This is a genomic window from Marinobacter sp. SS13-12 (assembly GCF_030227115.1).
Taxonomy (GTDB): domain Bacteria; phylum Pseudomonadota; class Gammaproteobacteria; order Pseudomonadales; family Oleiphilaceae; genus Marinobacter.
Genome location: NZ_JASSUA010000001.1, coordinates 581,531 through 600,320, shown reverse-complemented (window position 1 = coordinate 600,320; position 18,790 = coordinate 581,531). Strand labels below are relative to the sequence as shown.

General features: G+C 57.9%; 14 protein-coding genes. 6 read left to right on the top strand and 8 right to left on the bottom strand.

Annotated features, from left to right (window positions below):
* Nucleotide 1: 1 nt before the first annotated feature.
* The gene (locus QPL94_RS02755) at nt 2-769 is read right to left on the bottom strand and encodes a VC0807 family protein (RefSeq protein ID WP_285355346.1); all 768 of its coding nucleotides are present in this window, start codon (nt 767-769) and stop codon (nt 2-4) included.
* A 258-nt stretch (nt 770-1,027) separates the two neighbouring features.
* Between QPL94_RS02755 and QPL94_RS02750 the strand changes: the two genes are divergently transcribed.
* Nucleotides 1,028-1,768 carry a ParA family protein gene (locus tag QPL94_RS02750; RefSeq protein ID WP_285355345.1) on the top strand — a complete coding sequence of 247 codons (741 nt, stop codon included), beginning with the start codon at nt 1,028-1,030 and terminating at the stop codon, nt 1,766-1,768.
* Here the strand turns inward: QPL94_RS02750 and gabT are convergent.
* Both gabT and QPL94_RS02740 read right to left on the bottom strand, forming a co-directional pair.
* On the bottom strand, nt 1,765-3,039 hold the full coding sequence (gene gabT / locus QPL94_RS02745; protein ID WP_285355343.1) for a 4-aminobutyrate--2-oxoglutarate transaminase: 1,275 nt from the start codon (nt 3,037-3,039) through the stop codon (nt 1,765-1,767). The genes QPL94_RS02750 and gabT overlap by 4 nt on opposite strands.
* Before the next feature lie 80 nt (nt 3,040-3,119).
* On the bottom strand, nt 3,120-4,892 hold the full coding sequence (locus tag QPL94_RS02740) for an ABC transporter transmembrane domain-containing protein (RefSeq protein ID WP_285357815.1): 1,773 nt from the start codon (nt 4,890-4,892) through the stop codon (nt 3,120-3,122).
* Nucleotides 4,893-5,121: 229 nt separating this feature from the next.
* On the opposite strand from QPL94_RS02740, the gene QPL94_RS02735 reads away from it, so the two are divergent.
* Together QPL94_RS02735 and QPL94_RS02730 are read left to right on the top strand one after the other, a co-directional pair.
* Complete coding sequence (locus tag QPL94_RS02735; RefSeq protein WP_285355342.1) at nt 5,122-6,927, top strand: ABCB family ABC transporter ATP-binding protein/permease; 1,806 nt, start codon at nt 5,122-5,124, stop codon at nt 6,925-6,927.
* Nucleotides 6,928-7,021: 94 nt separating this feature from the next.
* Complete coding sequence (locus QPL94_RS02730; RefSeq protein WP_285355340.1) at nt 7,022-7,462, top strand: DUF4864 domain-containing protein; 441 nt, start codon at nt 7,022-7,024, stop codon at nt 7,460-7,462.
* 28 nt (nt 7,463-7,490) lie between these two features.
* Here QPL94_RS02730 and QPL94_RS02725 read toward each other — a convergent pair whose 3' ends face one another.
* Nucleotides 7,491-10,019 carry a chemotaxis protein CheB gene (locus tag QPL94_RS02725; protein WP_285355338.1) on the bottom strand — a complete coding sequence of 843 codons (2,529 nt, stop codon included), beginning with the start codon at nt 10,017-10,019 and terminating at the stop codon, nt 7,491-7,493.
* Nucleotides 10,019-10,621 (bottom strand): PAS domain S-box protein, encoded by a 603-nt coding sequence (locus QPL94_RS02720; RefSeq protein WP_285355337.1) that lies wholly within the window; start codon nt 10,619-10,621, stop codon nt 10,019-10,021. The genes QPL94_RS02725 and QPL94_RS02720 overlap by 1 nt, the downstream gene beginning before the upstream one ends.
* Before the next feature lie 201 nt (nt 10,622-10,822).
* On the opposite strand from QPL94_RS02720, the gene QPL94_RS02715 reads away from it, so the two are divergent.
* Together QPL94_RS02715 and QPL94_RS02710 are read left to right on the top strand one after the other, a co-directional pair.
* Nucleotides 10,823-11,224, top strand: a complete 402-nt coding sequence (locus QPL94_RS02715; protein ID WP_285355336.1) for a DUF4398 domain-containing protein — start codon at nt 10,823-10,825, stop codon at nt 11,222-11,224.
* Nucleotides 11,221-12,087, top strand: coding sequence for an OmpA family protein (locus tag QPL94_RS02710; protein ID WP_285355335.1), 867 nt, complete (start codon nt 11,221-11,223; stop codon nt 12,085-12,087). The genes QPL94_RS02715 and QPL94_RS02710 overlap by 4 nt, the downstream gene beginning before the upstream one ends.
* Nucleotides 12,088-12,162: 75 nt before the next feature.
* Here QPL94_RS02710 and QPL94_RS02705 read toward each other — a convergent pair whose 3' ends face one another.
* Nucleotides 12,163-12,885, bottom strand: coding sequence for a Crp/Fnr family transcriptional regulator (locus tag QPL94_RS02705; RefSeq protein ID WP_285355334.1), 723 nt, complete (start codon nt 12,883-12,885; stop codon nt 12,163-12,165).
* Between the two features lie 130 nt (nt 12,886-13,015).
* Nucleotides 13,016-15,385 (bottom strand): sensor domain-containing phosphodiesterase, encoded by a 2,370-nt coding sequence (locus QPL94_RS02700; protein ID WP_285355333.1) that lies wholly within the window; start codon nt 15,383-15,385, stop codon nt 13,016-13,018.
* 111 nt (nt 15,386-15,496) lie between these two features.
* Here QPL94_RS02700 and QPL94_RS02695 point away from each other — a divergent pair, with 111 nt between their 5' ends.
* Complete coding sequence (locus QPL94_RS02695; protein WP_285355332.1) at nt 15,497-17,074, top strand: FAD-binding oxidoreductase; 1,578 nt, start codon at nt 15,497-15,499, stop codon at nt 17,072-17,074.
* 3 nt (nt 17,075-17,077) lie between these two features.
* Here QPL94_RS02695 and QPL94_RS02690 read toward each other — a convergent pair whose 3' ends face one another.
* Nucleotides 17,078-18,658 (bottom strand): beta-helix domain-containing protein, encoded by a 1,581-nt coding sequence (locus QPL94_RS02690; RefSeq protein ID WP_285355331.1) that lies wholly within the window; start codon nt 18,656-18,658, stop codon nt 17,078-17,080.
* Nucleotides 18,659-18,790: the final 132 nt, after the last annotated feature.

The following is an 18,790-nucleotide window of genomic DNA, read 5'->3' as shown; positions in this document are numbered from 1 at the left end:
GTTACGGGTCTTGACGACTGGACGCCGAATCCGAGGATTTGCTGTCATGCTGGGCCGCAAGATGCGGCGCCATGACTTCTTCAAGGGTGTAGCCGGTGAGCCGACGAATGGAGCGCCATAAGTAATAGAAAATGGCGATCATCATGATCATCGACGGAATGGCAATCATCGGATAACTCACCAGCGTCATACGCCCCAGTTCTTCATTGAAGGCCTGAGTGCCGGAGGGGCTGGTCACTATCCACTTGGCCAGTACGAAGTTCATGATCGACGAGAACAGAAACGTCAGGCTGAAGAAGTAGCTGGCCTTGAGCAACCGTGCTTCAAACTCGGCCTCGCTTCCCCTCTCCTTCAGCACTGCCTGAATCTTTTCGACGTCCAGTACGGTGGGGTTGTACAGCAGCGTTTTCACCAGCGGGTATTTGGTGCGGGTGGAGACAAGTACGGCAATACCGATCACCGCAGGAACGGCGGCTTCCTTGATCGCCAGCCAGCCGGCATCCAGTTCCATCAGCCCGATACCGCCGGTAAGGCCGACACTGATGACGCCCAGCACCGCGATAAAGTTGTACTTGCGGTAGCGCACCAGCTCGAACAGGCCCCAGCCCAGGGGGAAAGCCAGCCCGATCACCAGTGCCATGACACTTCCCAGGTATTCATCCCCGCTCAACTTCATAAGAATGACAGAGGGAATGATGATGCTGACAAGCAGGTCTACCCAGGGCCTGGGTTTGTGGGTCGGTTTAGAAGGGGTTTCCGGGGAGTTCATAGATCAGCCTGATGGTTCGGAGGAATGATGCCGGTAAGAATCCAGCATACCGAAAAAGTCTTCAGGCAGTATACGATGAAACCACCACTAACCGAAGGCCAGTCGAACCAGCCTGCCAAGAGTGTCAGGCCGAGGAGTTGCAACTTTTATGTCGCTGATAACGACCTGTCATGTAACTGCAACACGCTTTCTGACGGGATCGGTTAAGCTGACAGCCGTTGCACTGTGAGGCTTCAGGGATAGACTTCAGGAGAGAGAATGAAGATCATTGCTTTTTACAGCTTGAAAGGCGGCGTCGGTAAAACCGCGGCGGCTGTAAACATTGCTTACCTGGCCAGTCAGGCCGGTATCCGTACCCTGTTATGGGACCTGGACCCCCAGGGGGCCGCAAGCTGGTACCTGGCCGGTACCGACGAGATCAAGGGCCGGAAACTGGCCGCACTGATGGATGGAAAAACCCCGATTGGCCAGTTCATTCGCGAGAGCGCCTATCCTGACCTGGACTTTATTCCCGCCCACAACAGTTTCCGCAACCTGGATGTCCGCCTGGACAAGGATGACAGTAACAATACCCTGAAGAACTGGCTGGCACCGCTGTCGGAGGAAACCAGCCTGGTGGTGCTGGACTGTCCACCGTCCATGTCGCGGTTATCCGAGCAGGTGTTAAAGACCGCCGATGGCGTATTTGTACCGGTCGTGCCCACCTGGCTTGCGCTGAACAGCTGGCATCAGCTTCAGGCCTTCGCGAAGGACAAGAAACTCAAACCCGGCCGTTTGCATCCGTTTTTCTCCATGGTGGACCGGCGCAAGAACCTGCACCGGGAAATGGTCATCAACCGTAAGAAGCATTTGGAGGGCGGAATGAACGCAATCATTCCCAATGCCAGTGTGGTGGAGAAAATGGGCGAAAGCGGCCAGCCGGTTGAACTGATGGACCGGTCCTCGGCTGCCGCTGACGCCTATCGTCGGCTTTGGAAGGAAATCCGTAAGCTGCTTTAGCCTATTTCTTTCAACGCCTGCTCAACGATGCCCAGGCCTTCCCCGAGAATGTTGTCCTCGATGGTTACCGGCATCAGGAAGCGGATGGTATTGCCATACATACCGCAGCTGAGCAGAATCAGGCCGTTTTCCTTGCATTTCTTGGTCACTGCACCAGCAAAGTCAGCTCTTGGCTCCTTGCTGGTCTTGTCTGTCACCAGCTCAATGGCAGCCATGGGGCCCAGGTTGCGGACGTTGTCCACATGGGGGAACTGCTCCTGCCACTGGTCAAAACGCTTGCGCAGCGTGTCACCCAGGCGCTGGCTCTTGCCCAGGATGTCATCCTCCTCGAACACTTCCAGTACCGCCAGGGCGGCTGCACAGGCACTGGGGCTGCCGGTGTAGGTACCGCCCAGAGAGTTGGGGCCGGAGGCATCCATGTGCTTGTCGGTGCCCACAATGGCGGAGATCGGCATGCCGTCAGCCATGCTCTTGGCCATGGTCATCATGTCCGGCTCAACACCGCTGTGTTCAATGGCAAACATTTTGCCGGTACGTCCGAAGCCACTCTGGACTTCGTCGACAATCATAAGGATGCCGTGCTCATCGCAGATCTCGCGAATGGCTTTCAGGAAGCTTGGCGGTGCGGAGTAGAAACCGCCCTCGCCCAGCACCGGCTCAATAATGATCGCAGCCGTGTCCTTGCCCGGAGAATCCGCTTTCATGGTCATCTTGAGGCCGCGAAGTGCTTCGTCTTCACTGACACCGTGGTACGGCACCGGATAAGGCGCGCGGAAGACGGTTCCCGGCATCGGGCCGAAGTCTGTCTGATAGGGCGCTGCCTTGCCGTTCATGGCCATGGTGTACAGGGTGCGGCCGTGGTAACCACCATCAAAACAGATCACATTACTGCGACCCGTAGCGGCACGGGCGATTTTAACGGCGTTCTCGAGCGCCTCAGCACCACTGTTGGCCAGCATGACCTTGGCGTGGCCACGGACCGGGGCAATGCCGCTCAGCTTCTCAGCGAGCCTGACATAGCCCTCATAGGGCATCACGGTCTGGCAGGTGTGCATCAGCTTGTCCAGCTGCCCTTTCACTGCCTCAACCACTTTGGGGTGACGATGGCCGATGTTCAGTACACCGATGCCGCCGGCGAAGTCGATCATTCGCTTGCCGTCGGCATCCCAGAGCTCGGCATTGGTCGCATGGTCGGCAAACTGCTCGTTGGGGCTGGCTGCACCGGCCGCGACATAACGTTCTTTGAGTGCCTGCAGTTCTTTGTTCGTCACTTTGCTCTCCTCGAATTCGGTTTAGTCCTGTCAGCATACACGAAATGACGGCCCGGTTTGAAAACCCGACCCTGATGTTTCTACGTACTCCGGCTCCCCATGTCTTCCCGGAACTGAAGTTCCGCCAGGCGCCGATACAGGGGATTCCGTGCCACCAGGTCGTCGTGTTTGCCAATATCCTGAAGAATGCCGGCTTCCAGGACAATGATACGATCGGCGTGTCTCACGGTGGCCAGCCGGTGAGCAATGACCAGTGTTGTGCGGTCAGACATCAACCCCGGCATTGCCTGCTGAATCAGGTGTTCGCTTTCAGCATCCAGTGCGCTGGTGGCCTCATCCAGTAACAGTATAGGCGCATCCGCGAGCAATGCCCGGGCAATTGCAAGCCGCTGTTTCTGCCCGCCGGAGAGCCCCAGCCCAGTGTCTCCCAGAGGTGTTTCATAACCTTGGGGGAGTTTGCGAATGAATTCATCGGCATGGGCGATACGGGCGGCTTCCACCATGGCATCTTCGCTGGCATCGGGGCGGGCGTAGCGAATGTTGTCGGCAATGGTGCCGTGGAACAGTGCCGGGTTCTGGGGCACCAGGGCAAAGCATCGTCGCAGGTCATCAAGCGCTACCTGGCGGCTGTCGGATCCGTCGATCAGGATCTGTCCCGTGTCAGGATCGTAGAACCGCAACAACAGATCAAACAGCGTCGACTTGCCTGCCCCTGAAGGACCGACCAGCGCAACGGTTTCCCCGGCGCGGATGCTGAGCGAGAGATCCTTCAGAACCTGGATATCGGGCCGGGAGGGATAGGAAAAACTCAGATTGTTGAATTCGATGTCGCCTCGAATCCTCTCGGGCAACGCCAGGGAAGCGGTGATTTCCATGGGGATCTCACTGGGAGTCTGTAACAGTTCAAAGATCCGCGCCGCCGCCCCGGCCGCTCGCTGCAACTCGCCAATCACCTCGGTGATTGCCCCTGCCGCCAGCCCCACCAGCAGGCTGTAGAACACAAACGCCGCCAGTTCCCCGGGGCTGGTACGCCCGGAAATCACATCCAGGCCGCCAATCCAGATCACCACCCCGATGGCGCCCATCACCAGAGTAATGGCGATGGTGGTCAGCCAGGCCCGCTGGCGAATCCTCACCCGCGCTATGTCAAAGGCATTCTCAGCCACTCGTGCGAAAAACCGGCGGTCGTGAGGCTGATGATTGAACGCCTGCACGGTCTTGATCTGGGTAAGGTTCTCACCCACGTAGCTGCCCACTTCCGCAACCCGGTCCTGGCTCAGCCTGGAAAGCTGCCTGACACGACGCCCGTAAACCAGTATGGGAACGATCACCAGCGGAAAGCCGAGGATAATGATGCTGGCCAGTTTGGCATTGGTAACAAACAATAGAATCAGGCCACCCACCAGCATTAGCGCATTACGCAGCGCAATCGATACTGTTGAGCCAATCACCGACTGCAGCACGGTGGTATCGGCCGTAAAGCGGGATTGAATCTCCAGGCTTCGGTTTTTTTCGTAAAAGCCGGGGTGAAGGTCGATCAGATGGTTGAACACCTGTTTGCGAATATCGGCCACTACCCGTTCTCCTATCCAGGACACCAGATAGAAGCGGGCAAAGGAACCAATAGCTAGTCCGATAACCAATATAAAAAACAGTCCCACAGCTCGAGATAGCATGGCTGGCGATTGAGTGGCGAGGCCCTGATCCACCAGAATCCTTAGCCCTTGACCAAGTCCAAGCGTGATACCAGCCGTAATAACCAGAGCAATCAGGGCACCCGCAACAGCCCTCTTGTAAGGGCTGATAAAATCGATAACCAGCTTTAATGCTTTGCGGTGACGGGCGTTAATGATGTGCCTCCTGGGTCGCGGGTGAGGTAAACTCTGGCATCCATACGGTTTTTACTCAAAACAAGACCTATCATACAGCTACGTAAGAGCGTGCGGGGTGGGACTTGTCTGCCAGGACCGTCAAAAGCCAGGGATGGCTTTTGTCGAGCGTACAGGGACGTATTTACAGCGTGTCCTGGCAGACAAGTCCCACCCCGTGCGCTCGACTACTCCGCCGTCGAAAGGAACCCGAGTGCGAGCCTACGCCGATAACGATTACCCCGCAGACCATAAACCGGACTGGAAAGTCATCGCCGGCCTCTGGCCCTATCTGGCGGAATTCCGGGGCCGTGTTGTTCTGGCACTGGCATTTCTCATAATTTCCAAGTTGGCGACCGTTGCCACACCGGTCGCCTTGAAGTACATCGTCGACTACCTGGATGAGAACCGCGGTGGTGAGGTGCTTCTGTGGATTCCTGTGCTCCTGGTCGTCGCCTATGGCCTGCTCCGATTCGGCAGCACCCTGTTCAGTGAGCTGAGGGATGCGGTGTTCGCCCGGGTGGCGGAACGGGCCATGCGGCGGGTGTCCCTGCGGGTTTTCGAACACCTGCATAATCGGGAACTGGCGTTCCATCTGGACCGGAAAACCGGTGGCCTGGCCCGGGATATCGAGCGCGGCACCAATGGCATCAGCTTCCTGCTGCGTTTTACCCTGTTCAACATCGTGCCCACACTACTGGAAATCCTGCTGGTCGCCGGCATTCTGTTCGTGGTGTTCAATGTGGGCTACGTGCTGGCTATCCTGGTAGCCGTAGTGGTGTATGTGGTGTTTTCCATCAAAGTCACCGAGTGGCGTACCAAATATGTCCGTGAGGCCAACGCCAGGGACAACCAGTCCAACTCCCGGGCGATAGACAGCCTGCTCAACTACGAGACGGTCAAGTACTTCAACAACGAGAAGTTCGAAGCCAGGCTGTACGACGAGGATCTGCACGACTGGGAGCAGGCCCGCCTGAAAAACCGGTTGTCCCTGGCGGCCCTGAACGCTGGCCAGGCCCTTATCATTGGCCTGGCGATGATTGTCATCATGGCCATGGCGGTGCGGGAAGTGGCCAGTGGTGAGATTACCCTGGGTGATTTCACCATGATCAACGCCTACCTGTTGCAGCTGTTTATCCCCCTGAACGCGCTGGGTTTTGTGTACCGGGAGATCCGTCAGGCGCTGGTGAACGTGGAGCGGTTGTTCGGATTGTTGGGTGACGAACCGGTGATTGAGGACGCTCCCGGTGCCAGAGCCCTGGTGGTGGATAAAGGCGAGGTTCGTTTTGACCATGTGCACTTTGCCTATCGACAGGATCGCCAGATCCTCCGGGATGTGAGTTTTTCGATCCCGGCCGGGCACACGGTAGCTGTGGTGGGTGCCAGTGGCGCGGGCAAGTCCACGCTCGCCCGCCTGTTGTTCCGGTTCTACGATGTCGATCAGGGCAGTATCTCCATCGATGGCCAGGATATTCGCAGCGTTACCCAGGATAGCCTGCGCGCCGCCATCGGCGTGGTGCCCCAGGACACGGTACTGTTCAACGATACCCTTTACCGCAATCTGGCCTATGGCCGCCCCGAGGCCAGTGAAGAAGAGGTCTACCGGGCGGCCCGTATGGCGCATCTGGACGCCTTTATTCAAAGCCTGCCCGATGGCTACGAAACCCAGGTCGGCGAGCGTGGGCTGAAGCTCTCCGGGGGTGAGAAACAACGGGTAGCCATTGCCCGGGTCATCCTCAAGAACCCCCCGGTGTTGATTCTGGATGAGGCCACGTCCTCCCTGGACTCGCTATCTGAGCAGGCCATCCTGGGAGCGCTAAAGGAAGTCAGCCGTCAGCGCACCTCCCTGGTGATTGCCCACCGTCTGTCCACCACCCGTGATGCCGATACCATTCTGGTGATGGACGGCGGCCGCATCGTCGAAAGCGGGCACCACAGTGACCTGCTTGCCCGCAATGGCCACTACGCCCATCTCTGGGCGCAGCAACATCGAAGCGGCGACGATGACCATGAAGCCTGACCGCTGACTCAACCCTGATGTCCCGGAGCTCCAGGAAGAATCTGCTATGCCCAGACGTCCGTATTGTCTAAAATATGATCAATAAGGGGGTGTCATGGGCCATAATCGCATGGGCATCAGCAAGAGAGTCACCGCCACGCTGCTGGCCAGCCTGGCTCTGGTGATACTTTGGTCATCGCAGCCCCTGGCCGGTGATACCGATGAGGAGATCCAGGACACCATACTCCGCCAGATCGAAGCCTTCGCCAACAACGACCAGGAACAGGCCTGGGCCCATGCTTCCGAGGGGATCAAACGCCGCTTCGGATCCTCGCAGGTGTTTATTGACATGGTGCGGGAAGCCTATCCCGCCGTGCACAGTGCTACCGCGATAGAATTTACCGAGCGTGTACCCCACGGCAGCTTTGAAATCCAGGTGGTGAAATTGCAGGGCCCCGAGGGTAAACGCTGGGATGCGTACTACCGCATGGTGATGACGGAGGGCGCCTGGAAAATTGCAGGCGTTCGCCTGGAACCCGCCGAACTCAGTATCTGAGTCAGTCTGGCTAGCGAAGTCCGCCAGGTCAGGTCTGGGAGTGTTTGCGCAGTGAGGATTCCAGGTTCTTGGTTTCAGTAATATCCACCAGCGTGATGACCACGCCATCAATCATATTGTCCAGACGCCGGTAGGGGATGATCCTGACCGAAAACCAGCGGTCATCGTTGGTGGTAATCTGCTTTTCGCTGACCGCCAGGGTATTCAGGGTCCGGCGGGCGTCTTCCTGCAGGTCCGGATACCGGAGACTGGTGGTCAGGTCGCTGATCGGGCGGCCTATGTCGCTTTCACGCAGGCTGATAATGGCGGCGGTCCGCTCGGTATAGCGCCGTACGTTCAGGTCCTGATCCAGGAACAGAACCGCAATTTCGATGCTGTTGAGCACGTTCTGCATATCGCTCTGGGCGAGCGCGAGGTCATCCAGCTTGGTTTGCAGCTCGGTGTTGATGGTTTGCAGTTCTTCGTTCATGGACTGCATTTCTTCTTTGGACGTCGTCAGCTCCTCATTGGCAGACTGCAACTCTTCGTTGGTGGACTGAAGCTCTTCGTTGGACGCCTGCAGTTCTTCCCGGGTCTGTTTTGCCTGCTGCCGCAGACTTTCAATTTCCCTCTGATACCGCTGGATTTCCTCAGCGTGATCCGATTCCGCGGCCGAGGCAGGTTTGCGGCGCCGGGACGGCGCTGGTGTGGGTGCCTCGCGGAATACGACCATGGTCATGCCCTTCAGGGCATCGGGTTCGCTCAAGGCCTGAATGGTTACGTCAACGGCGTGAGTGCCGGATTCGCTCTGAACCAGCACTCCCGTAAGCTCAAGCGGTTCCTTTTGCTCCATCGCCTGGTGCAGGGCAGTGCACAGGGGTTCGCGCAGACCCTCCCGGGCCATGGCGTGGATGTTCCAGTTGGCCTTGCCCGCAGCCGGTTCCAGATACTTTCCGGTACGCCCGCTGATATAAACAATATCCGCATCCGCGTTGAGCACCACAGCAGCCGGTGCATAGACCTGTAGCAGGACATGATCCGCAGCAGATTGCAGGGTGTTGGTAACCTCCTGAGGGAGAACCTGGTTGGATCGCACGGGCTGCTCCTTGTGCAGGGTGGACATCGGTGGATAGGATTTTAACAGGAAGTCAGAGTGGCGAAAGGAATCGAAGGGTTTGCATCGGTACAGGCGCATTTTGGGCTTCAGCGGTGAAAACAGATGATTCAGCCGGCCAATGGTTTCCGAACTGCCCAGCATCAACAATCCGTTGGGGCGGAGGCTGTAGTGGAACAGGGGCAGTATCCGCCGTTGCAACGCCACGTCGAAATAAATCAGCAGGTTGCGGCAGGCAATCATATCCAGCTTGGTGAATGGCGGATCGAGGATGACATCGTGCAGGGCAAACAATACCTTGTCACGAATCGACGGGCTTATCTGGTAATAATTGTTGTGTCTGGTGAAAAAACGCGCCAACCGGTCTCCCGATACATCGTCTTCAATACAGAGCGGATACTGCCCTCGCCGTGCCAGGGTAATGGCTTCGGGACTGATGTCGGAGGCAAAAATCTGCAGATTCAGCTTTCGCCTGGATTCGATGGGTTCCAGCGCCTCGGTGAACGCTATGGCCAGCGAATAGGCCTCTTCCCCGGTTGAGCAGCCCACCACCCAGGCTCTCAGCGTGTGGTCCGGGGGTTGCGCAGTGAGCAGTTCTGGCAGGCCAATTTTTATGAGGTAGTCCCAGGTTTCCGGATCCCGGAAAAACTGGGTAACGCCGATCAACAGTTCCCGGAATAACAGCTGAACTTCCTGTTTGTTGTCGGCAAGAAAGTGGCTGTAATCGGCCAGGTCCGCAATTCTGTGGATGGCCATGCGGCGCTCGATCCGACGGTGAAGGGTCGAGGGTTTGTAGAGCGAAAAGTCATGCCGGGTGTGCTTTTGCAGCACGCGGATGATTGGGTCCAGTCGTGTCAGAGACCTGAGATTCCGGTGGTCATGATGGAGGCTTTCACCCGGTTCGGGCACACGCCGGACATACGCCAGAATGCGATCCGGTAATTCCTCAGCCGGTGCCACAATATCGGCACAGCCTGCGGCTATCGCACTCCTGGGCATGGCATCGAACTGGGCCGAGTCGGGACTCTCAACCACGGTTAGCCCGCCAGTGGCCTTTATGGCCTGCAGACCCAGGGTGCCGTCTGAGCCCATGCCGGAAAGCACAACGGCAATGGCCCGCTCGTTCTGGGCGCTGGCCAAGGAGGAAAACAACACATTGATAGGCAGGCGCAGTCCCCGGGATTCCTCTGGCTGCTCCAGCTTCAGGGTCTCATCAAACACTCGCAGTTCCCGGTTCGGCGGGATGACATAAACTGAATCCGCGCGAACGGGCATGTTCTGCTGCGCTTCAAATACAGGCATTTCGGTATAGCGCTGCAGCAGTTCTGGCAGCAGCGCTTTCTGGGTCGGGTCCAGGTGTTGCACCACCAGAAATGCCATGCCGGTATCGCAAGGCGTATTGCGGAAAAAGTCTTCGAAGGACGCCAGACCACCAGCGGAGGCGCCGATACCTACGATACGCATCAGAAGCTGTCGGAGTTATTCGGGGCTTCAGTCAGAATCATCAGAACGCTGTCACCAGCCGCCGCAGGCTTTGCGCAGATTGTCACGTGCCTGTGATCCGGGAGTTCAACCGTTGCATTTGCTGAGTCCTGTGCCCCGGGATTCCTGAACAGTGGGTTCACAACAGCGTCCTGTCCGGGTGCCAGAAGTGCGCCCAGTGCCATGCCGGCAAGATCCATGGTGGAATTGCCGAAAAGTACGCTGGCAGCCTCGTTGCCCTCAATGATGTCACCGTCATTGGCCAGGATCAGATAGGCGGCCGGTGCCTGCTCATAGAGCGATCTGTAGTGGGCCAGCTCTTCGCTGAGTTCATGTTCGTTGGCCTGAACCTGCTCATAGAGAAGATCAAGCTCCACCTGATAGGTCTGCAGCTCATGGAGCAACTTCGAGGCGTCGGCGGCGGATTCGGGGTTGCTGGCACGCTCGTACAGCAGTTTCAGTGTATCCACACTCAGCGCGCCGCCCCGGTTGGGTGGCGGGACTCCGTGGTCGATCAGGTCCCTGGCGCTGCGTCGCAGCCGATCATGACTTTCGGCATTCGGGTATTTGTGTGTGTCTTCCATCTAGACTCCTTTTAGATGCCTCAAAACGTGCCTATCCAAAACTGGCGCCTGAGTGACCTCAATCCAGTTTACTCCACCTTGGCGTAGCCGAATAGCCAGCGTCGAGTGTATATCCAAAGATGCCAGTGTTGTGTGCGTTGGCGAACGGACGGCATCCGGGTCAGGCCCTAATGTTATACAACGTAAAAAAGGAAACACGCCATGAAAACGCACCTGATCCGGCGGGCCGCTGAACGCACCGGCCTTTGTACCACATTATTGCTCGCAGCACTGACTCTCGTTGCCTGTGCGTCTGCGCCGCTACCACCGACGGAATCGCTGAACATGGCCAGTGATGCGATTGCCAATGCCGAGCAGGCAGAGGCCCGGCGTTATGCCGGCGCCGAACTGGAAGAGGCCAACCGTCATCTGGCCGAGGCTAACAAGGCAGTGGCAGCGGAGCGGATGACTGAAGCCGACCGCCTGGCGCAACAGGCCCGGGTTGCTGCAGAACTGGCAATAGCGAGAACAGAAGCGGCCAAGGCCGCGGAAATCAATCGTGAAATGGGGCGTGGTGCCGAGGCTCTGGATGAAGAGATGCAGCGCCAGGGAGATCAGCAATGACTATTTTATCGTTCCTGAAACCGGTTTCGGGTAAAAAAGCGACCATGGCAGTGGTACTGTCGTCGCTACTGCTGAGTGCATGTGCCACGGGACCAACCAGCCCTGATGGCTCGGAGGAGGTGCGCACCAAGCTGACACAGCTGCAACAGAACCCGGACATGATGACTCATGCCAGAGTCGAATTGCGTGATGCGGAAGCGGCCGTGGCGCTTGCTGAACAGCCGCTGGATAACGACGAAGCGGCGCTGGCGGACTACCGGATCTACATGGCTGACCGGATGGTCGAAATTGCCCGCGCCAAAGGCCGGACCCGGCTGCTGGAAGCAGAACGGGAGCAGTTGGGCGAGGAGCGCGATGCCGCCAGGCTGGCAGCACGAACCCTGGAAGCGGATCGGGCACACGCCGAGGCCGAGCGTGCGCGTAGCTCACAAGAAGACGCCGCCGCTCTCTCAGCCAGTGAGGCTGCGGAAATGCAACGGCAGATCGACGCTCTCCAGGCCGAAAAGACAGAACGGGGGCTGGTATTAACCCTGGGTGATGTACTTTTTGCCAGCGGCAGCGCGGAGATTCAGGGTGGTACTAACCAGAACCTGGAGAAACTGGTGAGCTTCCTGCAACAATACCCTGAACGCCAGGTGCAAATAGAAGGCCATACCGACAATGTAGGCAGCGCCATGTTCAATGAAACCCTCTCACGACAGCGGGCAGAGTCTGTCCGCCGCTATCTGACCGGCCGTGGTATCGACGGCGGCAGATTGACCGTGTCCGGGTTCGGCTTTGAACGTCCGGTTGCCAGCAATGACAGTGCAATGGGTCGCCAGCAGAACCGCCGAGTGGAAGTGGTTATCGAGAACAGGGAGTAGCACATGCTGAGGTATCGGGATTTCTTCCCACTGGCCGCGGACACCAAAGCCAGCAGCGAGTCGACGGGTGCCGACTCAGTAATTGACGTAGCCCGAGGTCAGGCGGTCAGTTTCCCGCTTGACCACGGCGTAGCATTCGCAGCTCAGTGCCTCGAGCCCTGGACGGTCAATCACGTTAATGTGGCCGCGATGATATTCGATAATCCCCAGATCCTGCAGTTTGCCAGCCGCCTCGGTGACGCCCTCACGGCGGACACCCAGCATGTTGGCGATGAGTTCCTGGGTCATCGTTAGATGATTGTCATGAAGGCGATCGAGGGATAACAGCAACCAGCGACACAGTTGCTGGTCAATCGAGTGGTGGCGATTACACACTGCCGTCTGGGACATCTGGGTGATCAGCGCCTGGGTGTAACGCAGGGTCAGGACCCGTACCTCGGGGCTGTTATCGAACTCATCCTTGAGTTCCCGAGAATGCATTCGATAGGCGAACCCCTTACTCTGCACAACCGTTCGGCTGGGGGTGCTGTCTCCTCCCATGAAGACGGCAATGCCGGCCATTCCCTCGTTTCCGACCACCGAGATTTCGGCAGACGAGCCGTTGATCATGACGTAAAGCAGGGAAATGATGCAATTGGTCGGAAAGTAGACAAACTCAATGGGCTGGCCGGATTCGTAAATCACATCCCCCAGGTTCATTTCCACCAGTTTGAGCTTTGGGAAAATCCGCGCCTTGGCGCTGTCCGGCAAGGCGGCCAGCAAATGATTCTGTTCGTGAAAGGCTGAAGCTTCGGGCATACCACCTCCATGGCGGAGCCTTCGTTAATAAGTACATCACGCTAACACAATACAAACCGTCGGGCTGAAACAATATCATATTCGGGCGACATGTCCTGATGACAAACCCTCCATCAGGGTCGGGTGCCCATTAAGGTTCGGGACTGTTGGCTCGAGTATCCCAGGTAAATCCGCTGGCCCATTCCAGTGTTTTTTCCAGCGGCATTGGCCTGCTGTAGAAAAAACCCTGCCCCAGCTCGCATCCCAGTTCAATCAGTTTGGTCTCTACGGCAGAGGATTCAATGCCTTCCGCGACGAGACGGCGCTGGAAACTCTGCGACAAACTGACAATGGCACTGACGATCCTGTAATTGTCGTTGTTGTCCAGCATGTCCATAACGAAGGACTGGTCAATCTTGATTTCCTGCGCGGGCAAACGGCGGAAAAGATCCAGCGAGGAGTAGCCAGTGCCAAAATCGTCGAGGGAAATGTCCACGCCCAGATCACGGCAGGCCTGGAGGTTTTTCAGAACCTTGTGGGTGTCGTCCAGCGCGGTGGTTTCGAGAATTTCGAGAATCAGGTGAGAGCGGATGTCGCGGGGGCATTCGCCCAGGGCGCTGGCAAGGTCATCACGGAAGTCGGGGCCCAGAAAATGGGAGGGGCTGAGGTTAACGCTCAGGGTGTACGGCAGCCCGCTGTCTGCGAACTCCTGCAGGCGCGTGATGGCTTCGCGAATAACGACGTTCCCGACACTGCGGGCGTATTCCGTGTATTCAATGTGTTCAAGGAAATAACCGGGACTCAGGAGCCCTAGCACGGGATGGTTCCAGCGTATCAGCGCCTCGAAACCTTCCAGGCATTGTCTGGTGAAATTCACCTTGGGCTGATAGTAGAGCTCGAGCTGGCCCAGTCTGATGGCATCGCCGATCTGCTCGATGACTTTTACCCGCTCCTTGCGTGAGAAATGGGAGTCCAGATCGAACAGGGTGTAAGTGTTCTTTCCTGCTTCCTTGGCCGCATACATGGCCTGGTCAGCATGGCGTATCAGCAGGTCGGCATCGGCATCGTCGCTGGGATAGACAGTCACACCCATGCTGCCTGAAAGGTTCAGAATATAATGCCGGTAGTTGATGGGCTGGCGGATGGCTTCCAGAAGCCGGGCATAAACCCGCTCATCCTCCACATCCCGAAGTATGGCCACAAATTCGTCACCTCCCAGACGGGCAACGATATCGTGGGCGCGAACGCTCGATAGCAGCCTCTGGGCGATGGACTTAAGTACTGCATCACCCACCGCATGGCCGTGTTCGTCGTTGATTTCCTTGAAACCGTCCAGATCAATAAAACAGACCGATACCAGGCCCTTTCGCTGTTTGGCCTCGAACAGCTCCTGCTCAAACAGGGCTGTCAGTCTGCGCCGGTTTGGTAGCCCGGTCAGTGAGTCGTAATTGGCAGCCTGCTCGAGACTCTTCTGGTGTTCGCGTTTTTCCTGGTAGAGCCGTTTGCGCTCAATCAGGTTGCCGACGGTTTGCAGCAGAGGTTCAAGCTCTTCGGCGAGCCTGGCGGTGTAACCATCCAGGCGGTTGGCAAGACCAATGAGGCCGATCTGTCTGTCTCCGGAAAACACCGGGATGCCGATATACGCAGTGATGGGTGGATGGCCGCTGGGCAAACCTCCCCGGCGGGGATCGGTCTCAAGGTCGTTGGCGACGATGACTTCCCCTGTCACCATGGGTTTCCCCAGAATATTGTCGAGACGATCAAAGATCAGTCCCCGCCGCTCAACTTCCTGATACAACGCCTGGGTTTCCGGGCTCCAGGCGATATTGGTGATGGCCCCGATTTTCAGATAAGGGATCTGATCCTCATGGCGAAGCACTTCGCCGATGAAGCCGAACTGGCTGCCAGTCAAGGAAAGCAGGTCGCTCAGCATCTGCTCGAACGCCGCGCGCTCGTTGTCGCTGGTCAGGAAAACGTTCTGCGCCCTGTGGATGGCCCGGCTGAGGTGAGACACATGCACATAATCATGGTCTGTCGCTGCCAGATAGGCGCGCTCCAGTTCATCCTCGACAATACTGGCGAGGCTCCGTAGCACATCCAGGTCAATCTCGTTGAGCTGGCGGGGCTTGTCGTCAATGATGCAAAGGGTGCCAATCTTGAAACCGCTGGGCTCTCGCACCGGCATACCGGCATAGAAACGGATGAAAGGCTCCCCGGTCACCAGGGGGTTTTTACTGAAGCGGGGGTCCACGGCGGCGTCTGCCACCAGAAAGACCTTGTCCTGTTGTATGGCGTAGTCACAGAAGGCAACGGATCGCGGCGTTTCCGGCGTCTCCAGGCCCTGCCGGGATTTGAACCACTGCCGTTCGCTGTCGACGATCGTGAAAAGCGCGATTTTGACCTGATAGTACTGTCGCGCAATTCGCGTCAGCCGCTCAAAGCGTTCCTCCGGCGGAGTGTCAAGAATACCCAGGCGATCGAGAGCGGCAAGCCTGCGTTTTTCGATGTTCGGAGTGGTCATCAATCGGTCTCCGCAAGGGGCCGCTTTACCCGAAGTCCAGATGAGCTCTGGTATATCACCCACTATTGCCTTGAACTAGACTGAATGCAAAACAATAAACAGGTAATGTCCATGACAATACGCAATTACTGGGGTTGGGGTAATGAAGACAGTGCATTTGACGACCAGCAGATTGATCAATTGCGTCAACTGGTGGGTATGCAGTTTGGTGGCATAGAGTTCACGCCTCAGGCCCCGCCGGCATTGGCCGACCTTATAATGCCGGAACCCCGGTTGCAGCCTCCGCAATCATTGCTGCCCATTATTTCCACGGACCGTCGGGACCGGGCCGGCCACACCTACGGCAAATCCTTCCGGGACATTGTGCGGGGCCTGGACGGGGATTACCGCTGCGCGCCGGACCTGATTGCCCGCCCGTCCACCGAACAGGAACTGCTGGACGTGCTGGACTACGCCAGCCGCTGCGGCGCTGCCGTGATTCCCTACGGCGGCGGCTCCAGTGTGGTGGGTGGAACCGAGCCGCGCTACGAGGGCGACTGGGCGGGCACCATTACCGTCGACATGGAGCGTTTCAGCCGCATCATCGAGGTGGACCAGACGTCCCGGGCAGCCCATATAGAGGGTGGCATCTACGGGCCTGCCCTCGAGGACGGTTTGCGCCCCCATGGTTTTACCCTGCGGCATTTCCCCCAGTCGTTCGAGTTCTCGACCCTGGGTGGCTGGATCGCCACCCGCTCTGGCGGCCACTTCGCCACCCTCTATACCCACATTGACGACCTGGTGGAAGCCACCCGTGTGGTAACACCCAGCGGCTCCCTGGAAACCCGGCGGCTGCCCGGCTCGGGCGCCGGCCCTTCGCCGGACCGACTGTTCCTGGGCTCCGAAGGCATTCTCGGTTTCGTGACGTCCGCGTGGATGCGTTTGCAGGCCAGGCCGGAGTTCCGGGCCGCCCGAACGGTTCATTTTGACGACTTTATCAGGGGAGCGGAAGCCGTTCGCAGGCTGTCCCAGTCTGGCCTGTACCCGACCAATTGCCGGCTGATTGATGCCCGGGAAGCCATGATAAACGGCATTGGAAACGGTAGTAAGCACTTACTTATTATCGGCTTTGAATCTGCCGACCATCCGGTGGATGTCTGGATGGAACGGGCGCTGGAAATCGTGGCTGACGCCGGCGGATCGGTTCAGGCCAGCCGGGAACAGACACCTGATAAAGGCCAGGCCGGTGACTGGCGCCAGCAGTTTATCCGCGCACCCTACATGCGGGATGCGCTGATTCGCCTCGGGCTGGTGGCGGAAACCTTCGAAACTGCCATTACCTGGGACAGGTTCGAAGGCTTCCACCAGGGCGTCAGCGAGACAGTGAACAGGGTCACCCGCGAGATCTGCGGCAAGGCCTTCGTCACCTGCCGTTTCACCCACGTGTATCCGGACGGCCCGGCGCCCTACTACACCGTGATTGCCCCGGGCCGGCGTGGCGACCAGTTAAAACAGTGGGACGAGATCAAACTGGCGGTGATGGAAACCCTGATCGACCTGGGCGGCACCATCACCCACCACCACGCCGTAGGCCGTGACCATCGGCCCGGCTATGATCGCCAGCGGCCGGACCTGTTTGCTGATGTGTTGCGTTCAGCCAAACGGACGTTGGACCCTGATGGTCTGTTGAACCCGGGGGTGCTGATCTAGCCCTCAGGCTTCCGGGTAGGCTACCCAGCCTTCAAGCCATGTTGACGTGGCCCTGGGGTTTACAGCACCAGGATACATGGCCGATTCATCGAAAAACTCGCTTTTGGGGGGGCGTCTCGCCGTCATGGACTGTGCCGACCCCCTGGGGCGGAAGTGGGGTGAGGATTCGCTGTTGACTGAGGGTTGCAGGCTCGTTTCGACCTGGATGGTGTTCCGGTGTTCCGGGCTTCGCATCCACAGTTCCTCATTGAACCCGAAGTCATCATCGTCTGTTTCGTTAACGATCGTCAGATTGCCAAGGCGGCCATTGTTGGCAAGCAGATTGTGACTGAAGGTCAGTGCGCCCGTGCCTATCAGAGCCGTGACCTCGTCCCGGGTATCCAGTGCTTCAATGGCGAAGCTGTCGATAATCATGTTGTGGAAATGCCCGCCGGAGCCCTCACGCAGCAGAATGGCCCGGTGTTCCTTTGCGGAGCGGCCATTGCCGTAGAGTGTGACGTTGTAGAACGTGGGTTCGGAGCGGGGCACGGCGGAGTGACTGGACCCGTTGTTGTCACCTTCAAAGGCGTTGTCGCCCGCATCACGGTGCTGCTGGATAATGGCGAACTGAACCCGGCCCCGCCAGCCCCAGTCCCAGTCGATACTGTCATCAGCGGCACCGGTCACCAGGATGTTTTTCAGGTCGACGGTACCGCCGAACATCTCGATGCCGTCGTCCAGCGCCCGATGTACCTGGACGTGCTGAATAATGGTGTTGGATCCGCAACCGCCCAGAGTAAGCCCGTTCAGTTCATTGTTCTGATAGACCTCAAACCCGGCAAACTCAATGCGGGTGTATTGCATCACGCCACAGCTGTGGTGTTCGTCATTGCCACCGAATTGCCCGCGTGAGTCGCTCTCGGGTACGCCCTCGATTGCGGCGTTCGGCTGGTTAACCGGGGCGTTGCCCAGAAGGACCACCCCGCCCCAGTCGCCACGGGCCCGCTGGCCTGGTTGCTTACTGCTTGTGAATACCACGGGCTGGTTTCGGCTGCCGCGGGCAAACAGTTTGGCGCTGGGCGTTACGATCAATGCAGACCCGGATTCGCCTTCAACGGTTACGCCGGGCTCGATGGTCAGCTGAGCGCTTTCGACAAAAATCGTATCTTCGAGCACATAGCGACGCCCCGTCTCCCAGACAGTATCCGAGGTGATATCAGTGCTGATACGCACGCTGCGGTTCTCAAAAGCGGTAAAGCCGGCAACTGTTGCAACGGTAACGCCGATAACGGGAATCAGCACAAGCGCATTACGCTGGAACCATCCTCGGCTTTTAGTGGGCTTGACCGAGCTGGCAGACAATTTTTGGTCCGGCGATTTGGCCATCAGAGGCGCCCCGTCGTCATTTGCCATGATCTCGCGGGCCAATGCCTGGAGTTCCGGTGAGCCGTTAGCTTCAACGCGCCGGAGCACATCCGTCCGGTAACCCGGCTCCCGGAGAAGAACGTTGAGGTGGACGAAATCCACGCCAGGGCATTGACCTTTATCGATACGGCGTTTTAATCGCCAGAGTTTTTCTACCAGTAGGGAGGATTGGTCGGACATTACTGCTGCTCCGTTGGAATGAGAGCATCGTTGTACACGTCCAATATGAAAGCTTGATGTCAGTGGCTGGACATAAAACCAGACAAGAATGAACCGTAGCGTTTCATCGCCGGGCTCTGACAGAAACGAAAT

Excerpts from the sequence above, each read along its gene's own strand:
- QPL94_RS02755 (WP_285355346.1), bottom strand. The coding sequence starts at position 769 with ATGAACTCCCCGGAAACCCCTTCTAAACCGACCCACAAACCCAGGCCC.
- QPL94_RS02750 (WP_285355345.1), top strand. The coding sequence starts at position 1,028 with ATGAAGATCATTGCTTTTTACAGCTTGAAAGGCGGCGTCGGTAAAACC.
- QPL94_RS02730 (WP_285355340.1), top strand. The coding sequence starts at position 7,022 with ATGGGCCATAATCGCATGGGCATCAGCAAGAGAGTCACCGCCACGCTG.
- QPL94_RS02725 (WP_285355338.1), bottom strand. The coding sequence starts at position 10,019 with ATGCGTATCGTAGGTATCGGCGCCTCCGCTGGTGGTCTGGCGTCCTTC.
- QPL94_RS02720 (WP_285355337.1), bottom strand. The coding sequence starts at position 10,621 with ATGGAAGACACACACAAATACCCGAATGCCGAAAGTCATGATCGGCTG.
- QPL94_RS02715 (WP_285355336.1), top strand. The coding sequence starts at position 10,823 with ATGAAAACGCACCTGATCCGGCGGGCCGCTGAACGCACCGGCCTTTGT.
- QPL94_RS02710 (WP_285355335.1), top strand. The coding sequence starts at position 11,221 with ATGACTATTTTATCGTTCCTGAAACCGGTTTCGGGTAAAAAAGCGACC.
- QPL94_RS02705 (WP_285355334.1), bottom strand. The coding sequence starts at position 12,885 with ATGCCCGAAGCTTCAGCCTTTCACGAACAGAATCATTTGCTGGCCGCC.
- QPL94_RS02700 (WP_285355333.1), bottom strand. The coding sequence starts at position 15,385 with ATGACCACTCCGAACATCGAAAAACGCAGGCTTGCCGCTCTCGATCGC.
- QPL94_RS02695 (WP_285355332.1), top strand. The coding sequence starts at position 15,497 with ATGACAATACGCAATTACTGGGGTTGGGGTAATGAAGACAGTGCATTT.
- QPL94_RS02690 (WP_285355331.1), bottom strand. The coding sequence starts at position 18,658 with ATGTCCGACCAATCCTCCCTACTGGTAGAAAAACTCTGGCGATTAAAA.